A 14464-nucleotide genomic window follows, 5' to 3' on the forward strand; every position below is an offset into this window, starting at 1 on the left:
TTGAAATGAGGACAACATATGTCTATTGCAGACAACACAGTGGTGCAATTCCACTACACACTTCGTGAAGGCGACAAACTAATCGAGACTTCTGCAGGTAACGAGCCATTGGCTTACCTACACGGCCACGGCAACATCATTCCTGGTCTTGAAAAAGCCATGGTGGGTAAATCAGCTGGCGATGAGTTTGAAGTGACTGTTCCTTGCTCTGAAGGTTACGGCGAGCGTCAAGAAGACAAAACTCAGCAGATCCCTGTGAAACACCTACACGGCGCGAAAAAATGGACGCCAGGCATGGTGGCTAACGTGCGTACTGACCAAGGCGTTCGTCAAGTGACTATCGTGAAAGCGGGTCTTAAGCACGCGACTGTGGATCTTAACCACCCACTAGCAGGCAAAGAGCTAACTTTCTCTGTGCAGATCGTTGATACACGCGAAGCAACAGAAGAAGAAGTGGCGCACGGCCATGCACACGGCATCGGTGGTCACCACCACCATTAAGCACTGCCAAGTTGCCGTCGATTTTGTTGATCGACGGCAAGCTTTTCTCCTCGCCAATGATCTTTTCGATTCCTTTTCATTCCGCAAAAATCTCGCATTAATCTGATCAATCACTAGCATTTTGCTGTTATTTGGCCATTTTTCTAGGCAATTTCACGGATTCTGTTCCAAGCTGAATAGGCAAAATTAAAATAACTGTGGCTTGACAAAGTGACGTCTCAATGATTAATTGATAATTATTATCATTTGCATCAAAGAGGCTTGAGTCATGACTTATCACATCGTTCCGTTCTCTGTTATTGAGCAAACCATTAAACGTGGCGTGGCATCCGATTCCCCCAAGGTGTTGCACCAATACTTGGATACTAGCGAAGCGTACGCCGAGCAGTTGGGCATTTCAGAAGCCTACGATCTCTACAAGCGAGTGTTTCGAGTGTTACTGGATACCGTATGTGATGCGGCTGTGCCAATGCATTGGCGTGAATTGTGTTTGGACTCGATTTACCGTCCACTGATGCAATTGAAACGCTTTGTAATCACCGATCAGGACGCGGTGGATTACTACCGTTTGGAACATGAACTGCGTGCCATGAGTCACTACTTTATGTCGAGCCAGCAAATGGGAGTCAGCAAATGAATACCCGACTAGAAGCGGACAGCATGGGACAACTCGAAGTCCCTGAATATGCTCTGTACGGTGCGCAAACCCAGCGTGCGATCAATAACTTCCCAGTGAGTGGGCAGTCACTTCCAGAGTCATTTATTCGTGCTTTGATCAGCTTAAAACAAGCCGCTGCGCGAGCGAATCTACGACTTAAATGCATAAGTGAACCCATGGCTCATGCCATTGATCAAGCTTGTACTGAGCTGCTTAAAGACCCTGAATTGATGAAGCATTTCCCTGTGGATGTGTTTCAAACGGGTTCTGGTACCAGCTCCAATATGAATGCCAACGAGGTGATCGCCACCTTAGCGACTTTGCGCCTAGGGGAGAGTGTTGGCGCCAATGACCATGTTAACTTTGGCCAGAGTAGTAATGACATTATCCCCAGTGCGATTCATGCCAGTGCAGCGATCGAGGTCAGTAAGCGCTTACTGCCAGCGCTAGAGCATTTGAAGTCCACTATTAGGGAAAAAGGCCAAACGCTGAAAGGCCATACCAAAACTGGCCGTACCCACTTGATGGACGCCATGCCGGTGCGCTTTGACCAAACCTTTAATGGTTGGGCGGCACAGTTGCAAGACAATATTGATAACCTGAATTCGATCTTGGCCAAAGTCACCAAGCTGGCTCAAGGGGGCACAGCGGTCGGCACAGGCATTAATGCCCATCCTGACTTCTCTAAGTTTATCTGTGAAGAACTGTCGACCCTCAGCAAGGTGACCTTTAGCCCCGCAGAGGACTTCTTTGCTGTGATTGGCTCCCAAGATACCGCGGTCGCGCTATCGGGTATTTTGAAAAGCACCGCCGTGACCTATATGAAAATCGCCAACGATTTACGTTGGATGAACTCTGGGCCTTTGGCTGGCCTTGGGGAAATTACCCTCGAAGCTCTACAACCGGGCTCTTCGATTATGCCGGGTAAAGTAAACCCCGTGATTCCCGAAGCCACGGCCATGGCGGCGGCACAAGTGATCGGTAATGATACGGCGATCACCATTGGCGGTCAGTCTGGCAACTTTGAGCTTAATGTTATGCTGCCCATGATTGCCCATAACCTATTGAATAGTATCCACTTACTCACTACCACGGGCACACTAATGGCGGACAAAGCCATCGCGACCTTGACGGTGAATGAAGACAAACTGAATGAAGCGCTGGGCAAAAATCCAATCTTGGTAACGGCATTGAACCCGATTATTGGTTATCTCAAAGCCGCGGAAATCGCTAAAAAAGCCTACAAGGAAAAACGCCCAGTGATTGATGTGGCGGTGGAAGAAACCGATTTAAGCCGTGAAGAATTGGAAGCGCACTTGGATCCGGCTAAATTAACCAAAGGCGGCTTATAAGCGAAAGGAAAAGAGCAAGTAAGTTCCATCACGGACGATGGGACGGGCTGGAGGACGCAAGCCCCTCCAGCCCATCTAATATGCTTAAAAAGGGACTATTTCATATCATCAAAGCGGATTTGCACCTTCGGTTGCTTTGGTTTTGGCACCTCGGGCAGCTTTAACGGCTCAACAATCTTCTCCAGACCATTCACCTTAACCTCCAACGCCAACTGCAACCAACGGCCTAACTTACCTTCCGGCCAGCCCTTATGGTTAAACCACAGCAAATACTCCTCTGGCAGATCAACGATCAAACGACCCTCGTACTTACCAAACGGCATCTTCTGACGCGCAATATCCAGCAAATCCTGCTTCTCAATCATAACCACCACCGCTCCTAAACAAGCCCCGCATACTACCACAAAACTCCCTTGTGGGAGGGCTGTCCCAGCCCGATTGCTTTTTGTAGGACCTCGCTGTGCGAGGGAAACGATCTCGTACGAGCCGCCTCCGTTCGGCGATTGGCCCTTCCTTGTAGGACCTCGGTTTCCGAGGGATCAATCTGCAAACTCGGCAATTTCTCTAGGATGCTATTCATCAGCTTCGGTGCTTACCAACCGCTTTGCAGGCACTATCCCATGTGATTCAATTCGCTTGCGCAATGTCTCATTCTTCGACGCGTCAGCACGAATCAAACACATGGGATATCGCTAATAAGCCCGCAAACTCCCGTACGAGCCGTCTCCGTTCGGCGACTGGACTAGCCGCTCCGCAGGTAATCAGAGGCTCCTGATTTTGTGAGAGGGCTGTCCCAGCCCGATTGGACTAGCAACTCAGCAGGCAATAAGAGCTCTCAGCTTCGGTGCCTATCATCTCCTTTGGAGGCACTATCCCATGTAATTCAATTCGCTTGCGCAATGTCTCATTCTTCGACGCGTCAGCGCGAATCAAACACATGGGATATCGCTAATCAATCCGCAAACTCTCGTACGAGCCGCCTCCGCTCGGCGACTGGACTAGCAGCTCCGCAGTTAATCAGAAGCTCTTGCTGTTTTTGTAGGAGGGCTGTCCCAGCCCGATTGGACTAGCAGCTCAGCAGGCAATGAGAGTTCTCCGCTTCGGTGCTTACCAACCCCTTTCGAGGCACTATCCCATGTAATTCAATTCGCTTGCGCAATCCTCGTACTTCGGCCCCGACTTTGTCTTAATTAAAGAGCGCGCGAATCAAACACATGGGATATCGCTAATAAGCCCGCAAACTCTCGTACGAGCCGTCTCCGCCCGGCGATTAGATTTATCAGATCAGCAGGAAATAAGAAGTATCTGCTGTTTTTGTAGGAGGGCTGTCCCAGCCCGATTGGACTAGCTGCTAAGCAGATAATGAGAGATCTCAGCTTCGGTGCTTACCAACCCCTTTCGAGGCACTATCCCATGTAATTCAATTCGCTTGCGCAATCCTCGTCCCTCGGCAACGACTGCGCGAATCAAACACATGGGATATTGCTAATAAGCCCGTAAATTCTCTCGTACGAGCCGTCTCCGTTCGGCGATTGATCTACATTGCTAAGTAGAAAATGAGAGGCCACATAATTAGCTCTTATCACTTGTTCAAATATTCAGTGTATTTTTGATTAACTCAATAAAATGCGCATTTTCACGGTTTGAATGTGGTTCACTTTCTCGGATTTACACAAGAAAATCATAAAAAATATAATAAAATCAGTCGCTAACAAATAGTGTGGTTAGAATAACGTGCTGTGGATAAATGTGATAACGCGTATGCTCATTTTTATCCGATAAAGCTTCTTTAGGTAAGCTAGAAAAGCAGCTTTAAATCATTAATTTAGTGAGGTTTAATGAAAACATTAAGAGTTGCGTAAATGAGCATGCGCACTATTAAAATGTTAGGCAGGAGGAAGCATGGCAAGTATCGGAGAAAGAGTTAAGTATGCCATTGATCATATGGGAAGAGGCGAAGTATATGCTGCTTTAGAGCATGCATGTAACGCAGTAGATGTTACATCTCAACGCTATTACAATCAGGATTCAAGCAGCAGAAGTTGCTTCAAAAACTTGATCAAGGAATACACTTGGTTGATCGAGTTTATGTCACTTGGCGGGTTGAATCTTGATGACACTAAATTTGAGAATTTTCCTATCACCGAGGGAGTTAGAAAACCTATAAATGACCCAGACTTTGCTGATTTAATGTACCATGTCGTAAGGTGTGGACTTGTGCATAGTGATTCACTATCAAAAGGTTTTTCATTTCATAATGATGGAAGTCTTCTAATTGCAGATAAAATGATTACATTTCCCGCAAGTGTGGTTTGGGGGATACTCTCCATCGCAATTTTCTGCCCGTCAAACAAGAATGAAATTACAGCTTCAGGGTACTGGATTGGCTTTCATGAAAATAGATTGGTAATTAATGACTTTTGGGGCAATGAAGCTATTGCTAAGCATCTTGCTGGTAGGTATCCAATGCCAAGAGTTACCTTAACTAATCTAAGTTTCGAAAATGCCTAACAAGGTGCTGCAATGACAGCCAAAACTGTCGCTGAGCGCGGCGTTAGTTTTATAGGTAAGTTCGGAGTTTGAATGAAAGAGTGTATATATTGTCGTGAAGAAAAAGATTCTTCTGAGTTTAGTCTGGAGCATATTCTACCTCAGTTTATCGGTGGGGCAGCCGCTCCTGAATTTCTAAAAACACGACAAGTATGTGAAAAGTGTAATAATAACCTTGGGCTATTTGTTGATGCAGGTTTTGAAAAAGACTGGATAGTTCATAATCATTTAAGAACAGCAGCACACGCCTTCTTTAACCCTGAAAAGCCGACAGGTTTGCCCTTTATTTGCATGGGTAATTCAGATTTACAACCTCCTGAAATGTTGGAAAGTGAAGTTTGTGAACTCTGGCTAGGTCCCTTGGGTGAAAGAGTCTACTGGATAAGACCAGTAGACAAGAGGTTATTTTGGTATGCTGGTGGCAACCCTAGAACAGCTAAAAAGAAACATAGCCGAGCATATTTTATGTTCTCTGAGCGCTCAAACAAGAATATGTTGCTTTCATGGCTTAGTTTTCGTGACTGTTTTGAGGGCAAAAAGGTTAGGAAAGTTCTTTGTGGTACGGTTGAGGGAGCAGACCCGAAAACTATTGGCTTCTCGGACTCTGATACATTAGATAAAGAAAGAGTAAAATACTTCTTTCGTCATGTTAAAGAGAGTAATAATCAGGAGCGTGGTACTGCCTCTATGTATATTGATTATGATATACGCTTTATGGCAAAAACAGCGATTGGCGTAGCATACTCATTGTTCGGTGATATGTTTCTAGAAACGCCTTACTCAAGAGAGCTGACGAAAGCACTTTGGTATCGTCGTGAAGATGAGATTCCTGACATAAAATTCGGACGTAATGTCGCAGAAAAAGACTCGATGTTATCGAAAATTTTGAGTAACTCAAATGCAGTAACATTATCAGTAATTCCCAACAATATTGGTGTGGGAATCAACTTCAATATATCTGGTAATTTGAATTGGGTTATTCAAATGTTAGTAAATGATGAGATCACAAAAGAACAACGTGAAGCTGTAGGTAACGGATTTGTTGTTATCTTATTTAAACCCCTTAAAAAGTGTATTGTGTTAGATTACCCTGATTTCCTGGCTTATAAATTAGGCAATATAAAGCATCAAGAACTTGATTCCATTTATGCTCAAATGGACAAGAATAAAGACTATTTAAAAAATCTGTAGGCATATAAAACTAACAAAGCATTTAAGAGTGATTCCTAACGCTTGGTATTTTTTATTCCATCGTTGGGTTCAGTGTTTACGGTGATATGGTTGAGTTTTGCGGTCGCGTTGCTCACCCCTTAACAGGGCGTTACGTATCACAGGAACCCCATGCAAAAAATAACACTAAAAGGCTTTATCCTAATCCCTGAGTCGGATCTTGAAATAGTACAAACTGAGTTAGTAAACCACACACGCCTCACACTCGAAGAAACCGGCTGCATCACTTTTAGCGTTATTCACAACCCAGACAATCCTCTTCGTTTTGACGTTTACGAAGAGTTCGCTGATAAAGAATCGTTCGACTTACACCAGCAACGAGTGAAAGCATCGCATTGGGGGAAGGTGGCGGTAAACGTTGAGCGTCACTATGAAATATTGGAATAATCACAGCCCCACTCCCCATGTAACAACCCGTTAATACCTCCCGCGCCACTCTAACTGTTACAACTTACCTCTGTTGGAAACACAATAAGAGGAAGCATTATGTCTAATAAAAAAATCTTAATGATCACGGGTGATTTCACGGAAGATTACGAAACCATGGTGCCGTTTCAGGCGTTGTTAAGTGTCGGTCATCAGGTGGATGCGGTCTGTCCTGATAAGAAAGCTGGTGACTCTGTCGCAACGGCGATTCACGATTTTGAAGGGGATCAGACCTACACCGAAAAGCCCGGTCACCGTTTCGCGTTGAATGCGACCTTTAGTGAGATTAAGGCGGAAGACTACGATGCTTTGGTGATTCCAGGTGGTCGTGCGCCGGAGTATTTGCGTTTAAATAAAGACGTGATTGTCATGGTGCAGCATTTCTTTAAAGCCGATAAACCGGTTGCGGCGATTTGTCACGGTGCTCAGTTGCTGGCAGCGGCGGGTGTGTTGGAAGGTAAAAAATGTTCCGCGTACCCAGCGTGTCAGCCAGAAGTAGAGCTTGCGAAAGGTGTCTACGCGAATATTGCGGTGGACCAGGCGGTGACCGATGGTAACTTGGTGACGGCGCCAGCATGGCCTGCTCATCCTGCGTGGTTAGCGCAGTTCTATGTTTTGCTAAACCGCTAATCTGATCTTTCTCTGCTGTATCGGGGGAGTGGGCATTAACTTTTTTGTAAAATAGTGGCTTCTCCCTCTGACTTTCCTAAAAAATCAGCTAACCTGTTTTGTCTGCGTTTGTTCTTTTGCGTTGTTAAGGGATTTTAACAGGATGATTTTATGTGCAAGCTGTTTGTGAACTCAGACCCAAGCCTATGGCAAAACGTCACGCGCTCCGTGCGTATTGATGGCATGGTGACCAGTATTCGATTGGAAAATATTTTCTGGTTTACCTTAGAGGAAATTGCCCAGCGGGATCAGTTGTCGCTGGCGCAGATGATTGTGAAGCTTAACCATGAAGCGTTAGAAGCGGGGCACGATCTGGATAATTTCACCTCTTTCTTGCGTGTCTGTGCCATGCGCTATCTGCATTTACAAACTATCGGCATGCTGCCGTCTTCAGCAGATATCAGTTTGGCATCACTTAATAGCGAGCGAATTTTAGAACAGGAAAAGCGCTACTTTGAGGCGCATCAGTAATGAAAAACGAGGGCCGCAACCCTCGTTTCTGTTTTAAGCCTGCACCACTTCTTCCACTGGTTTATCGTAAAGTTGTTTCGCTAACTCTCTAAGTGCCACGCGCACACCTTCTTCGATATTGGGGTGGTAGAAGGGCAAGCATAGGATCTCGGCTACTTCGACATTAAGTTGATGCACCCAGGCCAGTTGGTGCAGTAAGTGCTCACCCCGTGGCGCGATCATTTCCCCACCAACTAAACATTTACTGGTTTTATCGGCATAAAGGCGAATCAAGCCTTCAAACTCCTGCATCACCCGTGGCCGGCCAAGCATATTGAAGTTATAAGAGCCGATCACAATGCTGTCAGGATCAAGCTCCGTAAAACGTTTACCAAAGAAGCCGATATTAGGATGAGTAAAGGCCATGCCAAGCTCGGTGCGTGCTTGATAATGCTTGGCGTTGCCTTGTTGTAACGCTTGAATCACATTGTAGGCAGCGATGCGACCCTCGTCGGCGGCTTCATGGAGGATGGCTTTTTGCCCTGTGGCATCACCGGCGACAAAGATATTTGTGCCTTGGATACGCATGGTGCTTGGGTCAATCTCAGGCATGCCCCGTTGATCTAAGGCAATACCCGCCTTAGCAAGGTTTAGGGTATCAAGATTCGGGCGACGGCCTAGAGCGGCTAGCACCTGATCCACTTCGACGCTGTGCTCACCAAAGCTGACTTTTATACCGTTATTTATCTGTTCTAATTGCGCCGCTTGGCCTAGATAAAGAGGGAAGTCATGACCAATCAGTTCGAGTGCTTTGTCTAGCACTTCGGGATCGCTAATGCCAGCAATGGTCTCGGCCATTTCAATACCAATCACTTCAACGCCTAAGCGTGCCATGGCTTGGCCCAGCTCTAAACCAATGACACCAAGACCGATCACCGCGACTTTGTTAGGTAAAGAGGCTTGTTCAAAGAAAGTATCCGACGTGACCACGCCTTTAATACCTTGCCAAGGAGCTGGCAGCACAGGACGGGAACCGGGGGCGAGGATAATGTGTTTGGCTTGCAGCTGTTCAGTACGCCCATCCTCATAGGTGATTTCTAAGGTACTTGCATCCACAAAGGCCGCACGGCCATTAAGATTCTTCTCGGCCGGAAGCGTTTTCCAAGGAGCAATGGTTTTCTCGACAAAGGCATCACGCATGCTTTGCACCCGCTTCATCACGGTTTCACTATTAACGTGAGCTTGTTCTAAACCTTCAATGCCTTCCACCGCCATCTTCTTTAAATGGTCAAAGTCATCGGCGATTTGGATCAGCACTTTTGAAGGCATGCAGCCAACCTTGGCACAGGTAGTACCATACCAACCTTCATTGATCAGCACATAATTATCCGTGTGCTGCTTGATCAACCCCAACGCGGTATAGCCCGCTGAGCCCGCCCCGACAATGGCAACATCTACTTGGCGCATCACTGCTCCCTCTTATTATTTATTAGATAACTCTAAAGTAATAAGCGAGCGTTATTTCTTCAAGGGAGGATTGACTAGATTGGGACTTAGATCAATTTAGTAGGTAGGGGCTTAGATTAGGTAAGGGGTCAGATCCCTTACGCGTATGACGGTGTTGAGTTGACCGGCTATATCTGTGTAAAAGGGATCTGACCCCTTGAGAATCTGAGGTTCGAGTAGCAGTAGAGCTGTTAGTACAGAGTGGGGTCAGAGGGATCTGACCCCTGAAGTGCCGAGGGCTTGTATCAGCAGAGTTTAAGGCCGCTTACTCCAGCTACCAAAGATATCTTCCTTAGCAAAGCGCTCAATTAAATAATCACAGATCGACTTTAGCTTAGGTGACGGTTGCTGTGCCCTAGGGTACACCAACCACACGCCGGTATAGGGGTATTGATACTGGGGTAATAGCGAGACGACTTTGCCTGAGGCCAAATCATCTTTGACGTAATAATCCGGTAGCTGAGCAATGCCGAGGCCGCGACGTACCGCGTCGAGTAGGGCGGGGCCGGAGTTACTGCGCCAGTGGCTGGAGACCTTTACCTCTTTGCGTTGACCGTTTTGGCTAAACACCCAATGGGTCTTGGACCCCATCAAACACTTATGTTTATTGAGCTCCGCTAAGGTGTGCGGGATACCGTGCTGATCGACGTATTCACGTGAGGCACACAGGTATTCTGCTCGGTCACACAAACGGCGCGATAATAGACTAGAATCACGTAACGCCCCCATACGAATGGCCAAGTCGTAGCCTTCTTCGATCAGATCCACCTCGCGGTTAGTGAGGTGCAGGTCCAGATCCATCTGCGGGTTTTGCAGTAAAAAGTCATTCAATAACGGCGCAAGGTAGCGCTCGCCAAAGGTGGTGGCGCAGGTTATGCGTAAGGTGCCGGTTGGGGCTTGGTTTAAGGCACTGACCGCTTCTTCGGCAGTGGCCAGCGTATTTGGCAGGTCACGACAATGCTGATAGAAGCGCTCGCCTGCTTCGCTTAAGCGAATGCTGCGAGTGGTGCGGAATAATAAAGTGGTATTAAAGCGTTGCTCGAGATGTGTAATGAGGCGGCTTACATGTGAAGCTGACACATCAAGACGACTGGCGGCTTTGGAAAAGCTTCCTTGGTGGACAACTTCCACAAAAGCTTCCATGGCTTCCCATTGTTTCATGCGCGGTGAATCCTGATTGTTGCTGTATGACAATAATGATTTGTTAAAATAAGTATTATCGCAATAGTTATTTGGTATTACACTACGCGCACTTGTTTCACTAACTGTTAAGTTAAAACGGAGTTCACAATGTTGAAATGTAAAGCGGCCGTAGCTTGGGGTCCAGGTCAACCTCTTAAAATCGAAGAAGTTGAAGTACAAGATCCACAGGCAGGTGAAGTACTTGTTCGCATGGTAGCAACAGGTGTTTGTCACACTGACGCATTCACTCTTTCTGGTGAAGACCCAGAAGGTATCTTCCCAGCGATCCTAGGCCACGAAGGTGCAGGTATCGTTGAAGCAGTTGGTGCAGGCGTAACATCTCTTAAAGTAGGCGATCACGTAATCCCTCTTTACACTGCAGAATGTGGTGAGTGTAAGTTCTGTAAATCTGGCAAAACTAACCTATGTCAGGCAGTTCGTGCGACTCAAGGTAAAGGCCTTATGCCAGACGGCACTAGCCGTTTCAGCATCAACGGCGAGCCAATCTTCCACTACATGGGTTGTTCTACTTTCTCTGAGTACAGCGTTGTACCAGAAATCTCTTTGGCGAAAGTTAACCCAGAAGCGGCAATGGACAAAATCTGTCTACTTGGCTGTGGCGTAACAACAGGTATCGGTGCGGTTCTAAACACTGCAAAAGTTGAAGAAGGCGCGACAGTGGCTATCTTCGGTCTAGGTGGCATCGGTCTATCTTGTATCCAAGGTGCGCGCATGGCGGGTGCTTCTCGTATCATCGCGATCGACCTAAACGAATCTAAATTCGAAATGGCGCAGCAGTTCGGTGCGACAGACTGCATCAACCCAACTAAGTTTGATAAGCCAATCCAAGAAGTGATCGTTGAGATGACTGACGGTGGTGTTGATTACTCTTTCGAGTGTATCGGTAACGTTAACGTTATGCGTGCTGCACTTGAGTGCTGTCACAAAGGTTGGGGTGAGTCGATCATCATCGGTGTAGCCGGTGCTGGTCAAGAAATCTCTACTCGTCCATTCCAGCTAGTAACTGGCCGCGTATGGCGTGGTTCTGCGTTCGGTGGTGTGAAAGGTCGTTCTCAGCTTCCTGGTTACGTTGAAGACTACATGAGCGGTAAGATCGAAATCGACCCATTCGTGACTCACAAAATGAAGCTTGAAGACATCAACGAAGCTTTCCACTTGATGCACGAAGGTAAGAGTATCCGTACTGTTATCGAGTTCGACGCAAAATAAGCGTTAATTATCTTAAAAAAGCCCATCTCTAGGATGGGCTTTTTTTACTGATCTAAAGAGGGACATATGGAACTTTTATCGAGCACGAAAGTAAGCGGCGGTTGGTTGAAACGCTACCGTCACGAAAGCTTGTCTGTAAAAGGTGACATGGTGTTTGCCATCTTTTTGCCAGCACAAGCAGAAAGCGCAAGCGTACCAGTACTGTACTGGTTGTCAGGTCTAACTTGTACAGACGAAAACTTCTCGCAAAAAGCGGGTGCGTTTAAGAAAGCAGCGGAACTTGGCCTTGCGATCGTGATGCCAGACACTAGCCCACGTGGTACAGACTACCCAGGCGAGCACGAGAGCTACGACTTCGGTTCTGGCGCAGGCTTCTACGTAAACGCAACGGTGGCACCTTACTCAAACACTTACCACATGTACGACTACGTGGTAAAAGAGTTGCCAACACTGGTGGAAGAGCACTTCCCAGTAACGGACAAGCGTTCGATCTCTGGTCACTCAATGGGTGGTCACGGTGCGCTAATCTGTGCCCTGAAGAACCCAGGCCGTTACCAGTCTGTCTCAGCGTTTGCACCGATCACCAACCCAACGCAATGTCCTTGGGGTGAGAAAGCTTTCACCGGTTACCTAGGTGACGATCGTGAAGCGTGGAAAGCATGGGATACGTGCGAGTTGATCGCGACAGCGTCTGAGCGTCTACCACTATTGGTTGACCAAGGTGAAGCTGATAACTTCCTAGAAGAGCAACTTAAGCCAGAAGCGCTTGAGCAAGCGTGTGAAAAAGCGGGCCATGAACTAACGCTACGTCGTCAGTCTGGTTACGATCACAGCTACTTCTTTATCTCTAGCTTCATTGATGACCATCTAGTTCATCACGCTAAAGCTCTAGGTCTATAATCTAGCCCTCAAAGCTATAGCTAAGTATGAAAAAGGCGAGTGACCCAAATGGTGACTCGCCTTTTTTGTTACTTACTGCTTTAGCTGAGGATTAGCTAAAAGGGCATCTTAATTAAAGCGGAATTGGTTGATTTGTACTCGCAACGAATCGGCCATAGTGGCAATCATTTCTGAGCCGTGGGCCACTTCTTCTGCTTCTTGTAGCACGCGCTCTGACACTTCGCGAATGCCCATCAAGTTGCTGTTGATCTCTTCTGCTACTTGGCCCTGTTGCTCGGCGGCGGAAGCGATCTGCACGCTGCTGTTAGAGACTTCATCCACCTGTGACAAGGTGCTCGCCAAGTTGGCCGCCGCATGACGCATACGCTCAGCGCTTAGCTCGGCTTGCTGGGTGCTGGTTGCCATGGAGTTAGAGGCTTCCGAAGATTGCTGTTGTAACTTCTCAATGATCTGACGAATTTCTACAGTAGAGCTTTGCGTGCGGCCCGCCAAGGTGCGGACTTCGTCGGCTACTACGGCAAAACCGCGGCCTTGTTCCCCAGCACGAGCGGCTTCAATGGCTGCGTTCAAAGCCAGCAAGTTAGTTTGCTCTGAAATATCGCCAATCACACCGAGTACCGATTCGATCTGCTGAGTTTGGCTTAACAGCTCAATAATTACCTTGTTAGCGCCTTCCACATTTTGAGTCAGACTTTGAATATTTTGGTTAGTCTCATTCAAATCAGCACTTGAGCTACGGGTAGTTTCTTGCACCTGTTGTGTCGCATGGGCAGTGTCTTTAGCGTTGCCCGCCACATCACGGATCGAGTAGGACATCTCGTTCATGGCAGCGGCCACTTTTTCCACTTCACTAAACTGGGCATCCATACCTTGTCGAGTGTTGGCTGTGTTGGAGCGCATTTGCAGCGATACCGTTTGTAATTCTTCAATGGCATTAGCCACCTTGCCAAGCGTCGAGCCTAGTGAGCTCGAAACCTGATTAGCTGAATCCGCTAGGATGCCCAGTTCATCTTTGCGATTTAGCTCAAGGTGAGTGGTCATATCGCCGCTGGCCACCACTTGTAGATGATCTGTGACGGCTTTAAGTGGTCGAACGACACCGCGGACAATAAAACAGCTTAATGTCAGTGCTATCAGTACTAATAGGGTTTGAATGGAAGCTGATACTTTGACATCGTTCCAAAAGTGCTGCTGAACATCGGTGTAAAACACACCTGAACCGACGATCCAGCCCCAGTCTTTTAGGCCTTTCACATAGGAAACTTTGTCTTCTGGGGTATCGACTTGTGGGCCTTTGTAAGTGTATTCCACATAGCCTTCGCCATCTGCTTTTACAGTTGATACCATCGCTTGCCAGTGGTAGTTGCCACTCGCGTCCTTGGTATTGGTCACGTCTTTGCCATTTAATTCAGGCTTAAGCGGATGCATTAGCAGGGTGTGTTGGTAATCATTGACCCAGAAGTAACCGCCATTACCGTAACGCAAGGCAGCAAGTGCTTTAAGTGCTTGCTCCTTGGCTTGCTCTTCGCCAATGATCGGCGCTTGATCGTGGTAGTATGCGAGCAAAGAAAAGGCATTTTCGACTTGTTCTTTTACTTGTGCTTTACGGTCATCTAGAGCGTTATGATATTGACTAAAATAGGCGTCTACCTCAAAAATGACGAGTAAACCCACTAAAATGGCGATCAAGCCCCATAGCTTGCGACTGACTTTAATATTGGCGATATTCATGACATCCTCCCTGACTTTCGATAAGCGTAGATTATGAATGCTATGGTATGAGTAAATGCTGATGTAGGTCATTAGTTAA

General features: G+C 47.0%; 14 protein-coding genes. 10 read left to right on the forward strand and 4 right to left on the reverse strand.

What is annotated here, in order from left to right; genetic code table 11:
• Positions 1 to 18 precede the first annotated feature (18 nt).
• From ACOSVP_RS15105 to ACOSVP_RS15115, 3 genes are all read left to right on the forward strand, one after another.
• Positions 19 to 501: an FKBP-type peptidyl-prolyl cis-trans isomerase gene (locus ACOSVP_RS15105; protein WP_487348323.1), complete on the forward strand. Its 483-nt coding sequence runs from the start codon at positions 19 to 21 to the stop codon at positions 499 to 501.
• Between the two features lie 268 nt (positions 502 to 769).
• Positions 770 to 1138, forward strand: a complete 369-nt coding sequence (locus tag ACOSVP_RS15110; RefSeq protein WP_487348324.1) for a hypothetical protein — start codon at positions 770 to 772, stop codon at positions 1136 to 1138.
• Positions 1135 to 2511: a class II fumarate hydratase gene (locus ACOSVP_RS15115; protein ID WP_487348325.1), complete on the forward strand. Its 1377-nt coding sequence runs from the start codon at positions 1135 to 1137 to the stop codon at positions 2509 to 2511. Before ACOSVP_RS15110 ends, ACOSVP_RS15115 begins: the two co-directional genes overlap by 4 nt.
• 95 nt (positions 2512 to 2606) lie before the next feature.
• On the opposite strand, the gene ACOSVP_RS15120 is transcribed toward ACOSVP_RS15115, so the two are convergent.
• A complete protein-coding gene (locus ACOSVP_RS15120; protein WP_487348326.1) occupies positions 2607 to 2876 on the reverse strand; it encodes a DUF3820 family protein in 270 nt (89 codons plus the stop codon).
• A 1537-nt stretch (positions 2877 to 4413) separates the two neighbouring features.
• On the opposite strand from ACOSVP_RS15120, the gene ACOSVP_RS15125 reads away from it, so the two are divergent.
• The 5 genes from ACOSVP_RS15125 (at position 4414) to ACOSVP_RS15145 (ending at position 7857) form a co-directional block, all read left to right on the forward strand.
• The gene (locus tag ACOSVP_RS15125) at positions 4414 to 5022 is read left to right on the forward strand and encodes a hypothetical protein (RefSeq protein WP_487348327.1); all 609 of its coding nucleotides are present in this window, start codon (positions 4414 to 4416) and stop codon (positions 5020 to 5022) included.
• Positions 5023 to 5094: 72 nt separating this feature from the next.
• Entirely contained in the window at positions 5095 to 6252 is a 1158-nt protein-coding gene (locus ACOSVP_RS15130; protein WP_487348328.1) for an HNH endonuclease, read from the forward strand.
• A gap of 150 nt (positions 6253 to 6402) precedes the next feature.
• Positions 6403 to 6678 carry a putative quinol monooxygenase gene (locus ACOSVP_RS15135; protein WP_487348329.1) on the forward strand — a complete coding sequence of 92 codons (276 nt, stop codon included), beginning with the start codon at positions 6403 to 6405 and terminating at the stop codon, positions 6676 to 6678.
• Positions 6679 to 6777: 99 nt separating this feature from the next.
• Positions 6778 to 7347, forward strand: coding sequence for a DJ-1/PfpI family protein (locus tag ACOSVP_RS15140; protein WP_487348330.1), 570 nt, complete (start codon positions 6778 to 6780; stop codon positions 7345 to 7347).
• Between the two features lie 150 nt (positions 7348 to 7497).
• Positions 7498 to 7857 (forward strand): ribbon-helix-helix domain-containing protein, encoded by a 360-nt coding sequence (locus ACOSVP_RS15145; RefSeq protein WP_487348331.1) that lies wholly within the window; start codon positions 7498 to 7500, stop codon positions 7855 to 7857.
• A gap of 33 nt (positions 7858 to 7890) precedes the next feature.
• On the opposite strand, the gene ACOSVP_RS15150 is transcribed toward ACOSVP_RS15145, so the two are convergent.
• Both ACOSVP_RS15150 and ACOSVP_RS15155 read right to left on the reverse strand, forming a co-directional pair.
• Positions 7891 to 9303, reverse strand: a complete 1413-nt coding sequence (locus ACOSVP_RS15150) for a dihydrolipoyl dehydrogenase (RefSeq protein WP_487348332.1) — start codon at positions 9301 to 9303, stop codon at positions 7891 to 7893.
• A 294-nt stretch (positions 9304 to 9597) separates the two neighbouring features.
• Positions 9598 to 10503 (reverse strand): LysR family transcriptional regulator, encoded by a 906-nt coding sequence (locus ACOSVP_RS15155; protein ID WP_487348333.1) that lies wholly within the window; start codon positions 10501 to 10503, stop codon positions 9598 to 9600.
• Between the two features lie 132 nt (positions 10504 to 10635).
• On the opposite strand from ACOSVP_RS15155, the gene ACOSVP_RS15160 reads away from it, so the two are divergent.
• Together ACOSVP_RS15160 and fghA are read left to right on the forward strand one after the other, a co-directional pair.
• Positions 10636 to 11754 carry an S-(hydroxymethyl)glutathione dehydrogenase/class III alcohol dehydrogenase gene (locus ACOSVP_RS15160; protein WP_487348391.1) on the forward strand — a complete coding sequence of 373 codons (1119 nt, stop codon included), beginning with the start codon at positions 10636 to 10638 and terminating at the stop codon, positions 11752 to 11754.
• Positions 11755 to 11820: 66 nt separating this feature from the next.
• The gene (gene fghA, locus ACOSVP_RS15165; RefSeq protein ID WP_487348334.1) at positions 11821 to 12654 is read left to right on the forward strand and encodes an S-formylglutathione hydrolase; all 834 of its coding nucleotides are present in this window, start codon (positions 11821 to 11823) and stop codon (positions 12652 to 12654) included.
• Positions 12655 to 12762: 108 nt separating this feature from the next.
• Here the strand turns inward: fghA and ACOSVP_RS15170 are convergent, their stop codons facing one another.
• On the reverse strand, positions 12763 to 14385 hold the full coding sequence (locus ACOSVP_RS15170) for a methyl-accepting chemotaxis protein (RefSeq protein WP_487348335.1): 1623 nt from the start codon (positions 14383 to 14385) through the stop codon (positions 12763 to 12765).
• Positions 14386 to 14464 lie beyond the last annotated feature (79 nt).

Source organism: Marinomonas sp. HM11-D, assembly GCF_057626615.1.

Excerpts from the sequence above, each read along its gene's own strand:
- ACOSVP_RS15105 (WP_487348323.1), top strand. The coding sequence starts at position 19 with ATGTCTATTGCAGACAACACAGTGGTGCAATTCCACTACACACTTCGT.
- ACOSVP_RS15110 (WP_487348324.1), top strand. The coding sequence starts at position 770 with ATGACTTATCACATCGTTCCGTTCTCTGTTATTGAGCAAACCATTAAA.
- ACOSVP_RS15115 (WP_487348325.1), top strand. The coding sequence starts at position 1,135 with ATGAATACCCGACTAGAAGCGGACAGCATGGGACAACTCGAAGTCCCT.
- ACOSVP_RS15120 (WP_487348326.1), bottom strand. The coding sequence starts at position 2,876 with ATGATTGAGAAGCAGGATTTGCTGGATATTGCGCGTCAGAAGATGCCG.
- ACOSVP_RS15125 (WP_487348327.1), top strand. The coding sequence starts at position 4,414 with ATGGCAAGTATCGGAGAAAGAGTTAAGTATGCCATTGATCATATGGGA.
- ACOSVP_RS15130 (WP_487348328.1), top strand. The coding sequence starts at position 5,095 with ATGAAAGAGTGTATATATTGTCGTGAAGAAAAAGATTCTTCTGAGTTT.
- ACOSVP_RS15135 (WP_487348329.1), top strand. The coding sequence starts at position 6,403 with ATGCAAAAAATAACACTAAAAGGCTTTATCCTAATCCCTGAGTCGGAT.
- ACOSVP_RS15140 (WP_487348330.1), top strand. The coding sequence starts at position 6,778 with ATGTCTAATAAAAAAATCTTAATGATCACGGGTGATTTCACGGAAGAT.
- ACOSVP_RS15145 (WP_487348331.1), top strand. The coding sequence starts at position 7,498 with ATGTGCAAGCTGTTTGTGAACTCAGACCCAAGCCTATGGCAAAACGTC.
- ACOSVP_RS15150 (WP_487348332.1), bottom strand. The coding sequence starts at position 9,303 with ATGCGCCAAGTAGATGTTGCCATTGTCGGGGCGGGCTCAGCGGGCTAT.
- ACOSVP_RS15155 (WP_487348333.1), bottom strand. The coding sequence starts at position 10,503 with ATGAAACAATGGGAAGCCATGGAAGCTTTTGTGGAAGTTGTCCACCAA.
- fghA (WP_487348334.1), top strand. The coding sequence starts at position 11,821 with ATGGAACTTTTATCGAGCACGAAAGTAAGCGGCGGTTGGTTGAAACGC.
- ACOSVP_RS15170 (WP_487348335.1), bottom strand. The coding sequence starts at position 14,385 with ATGAATATCGCCAATATTAAAGTCAGTCGCAAGCTATGGGGCTTGATC.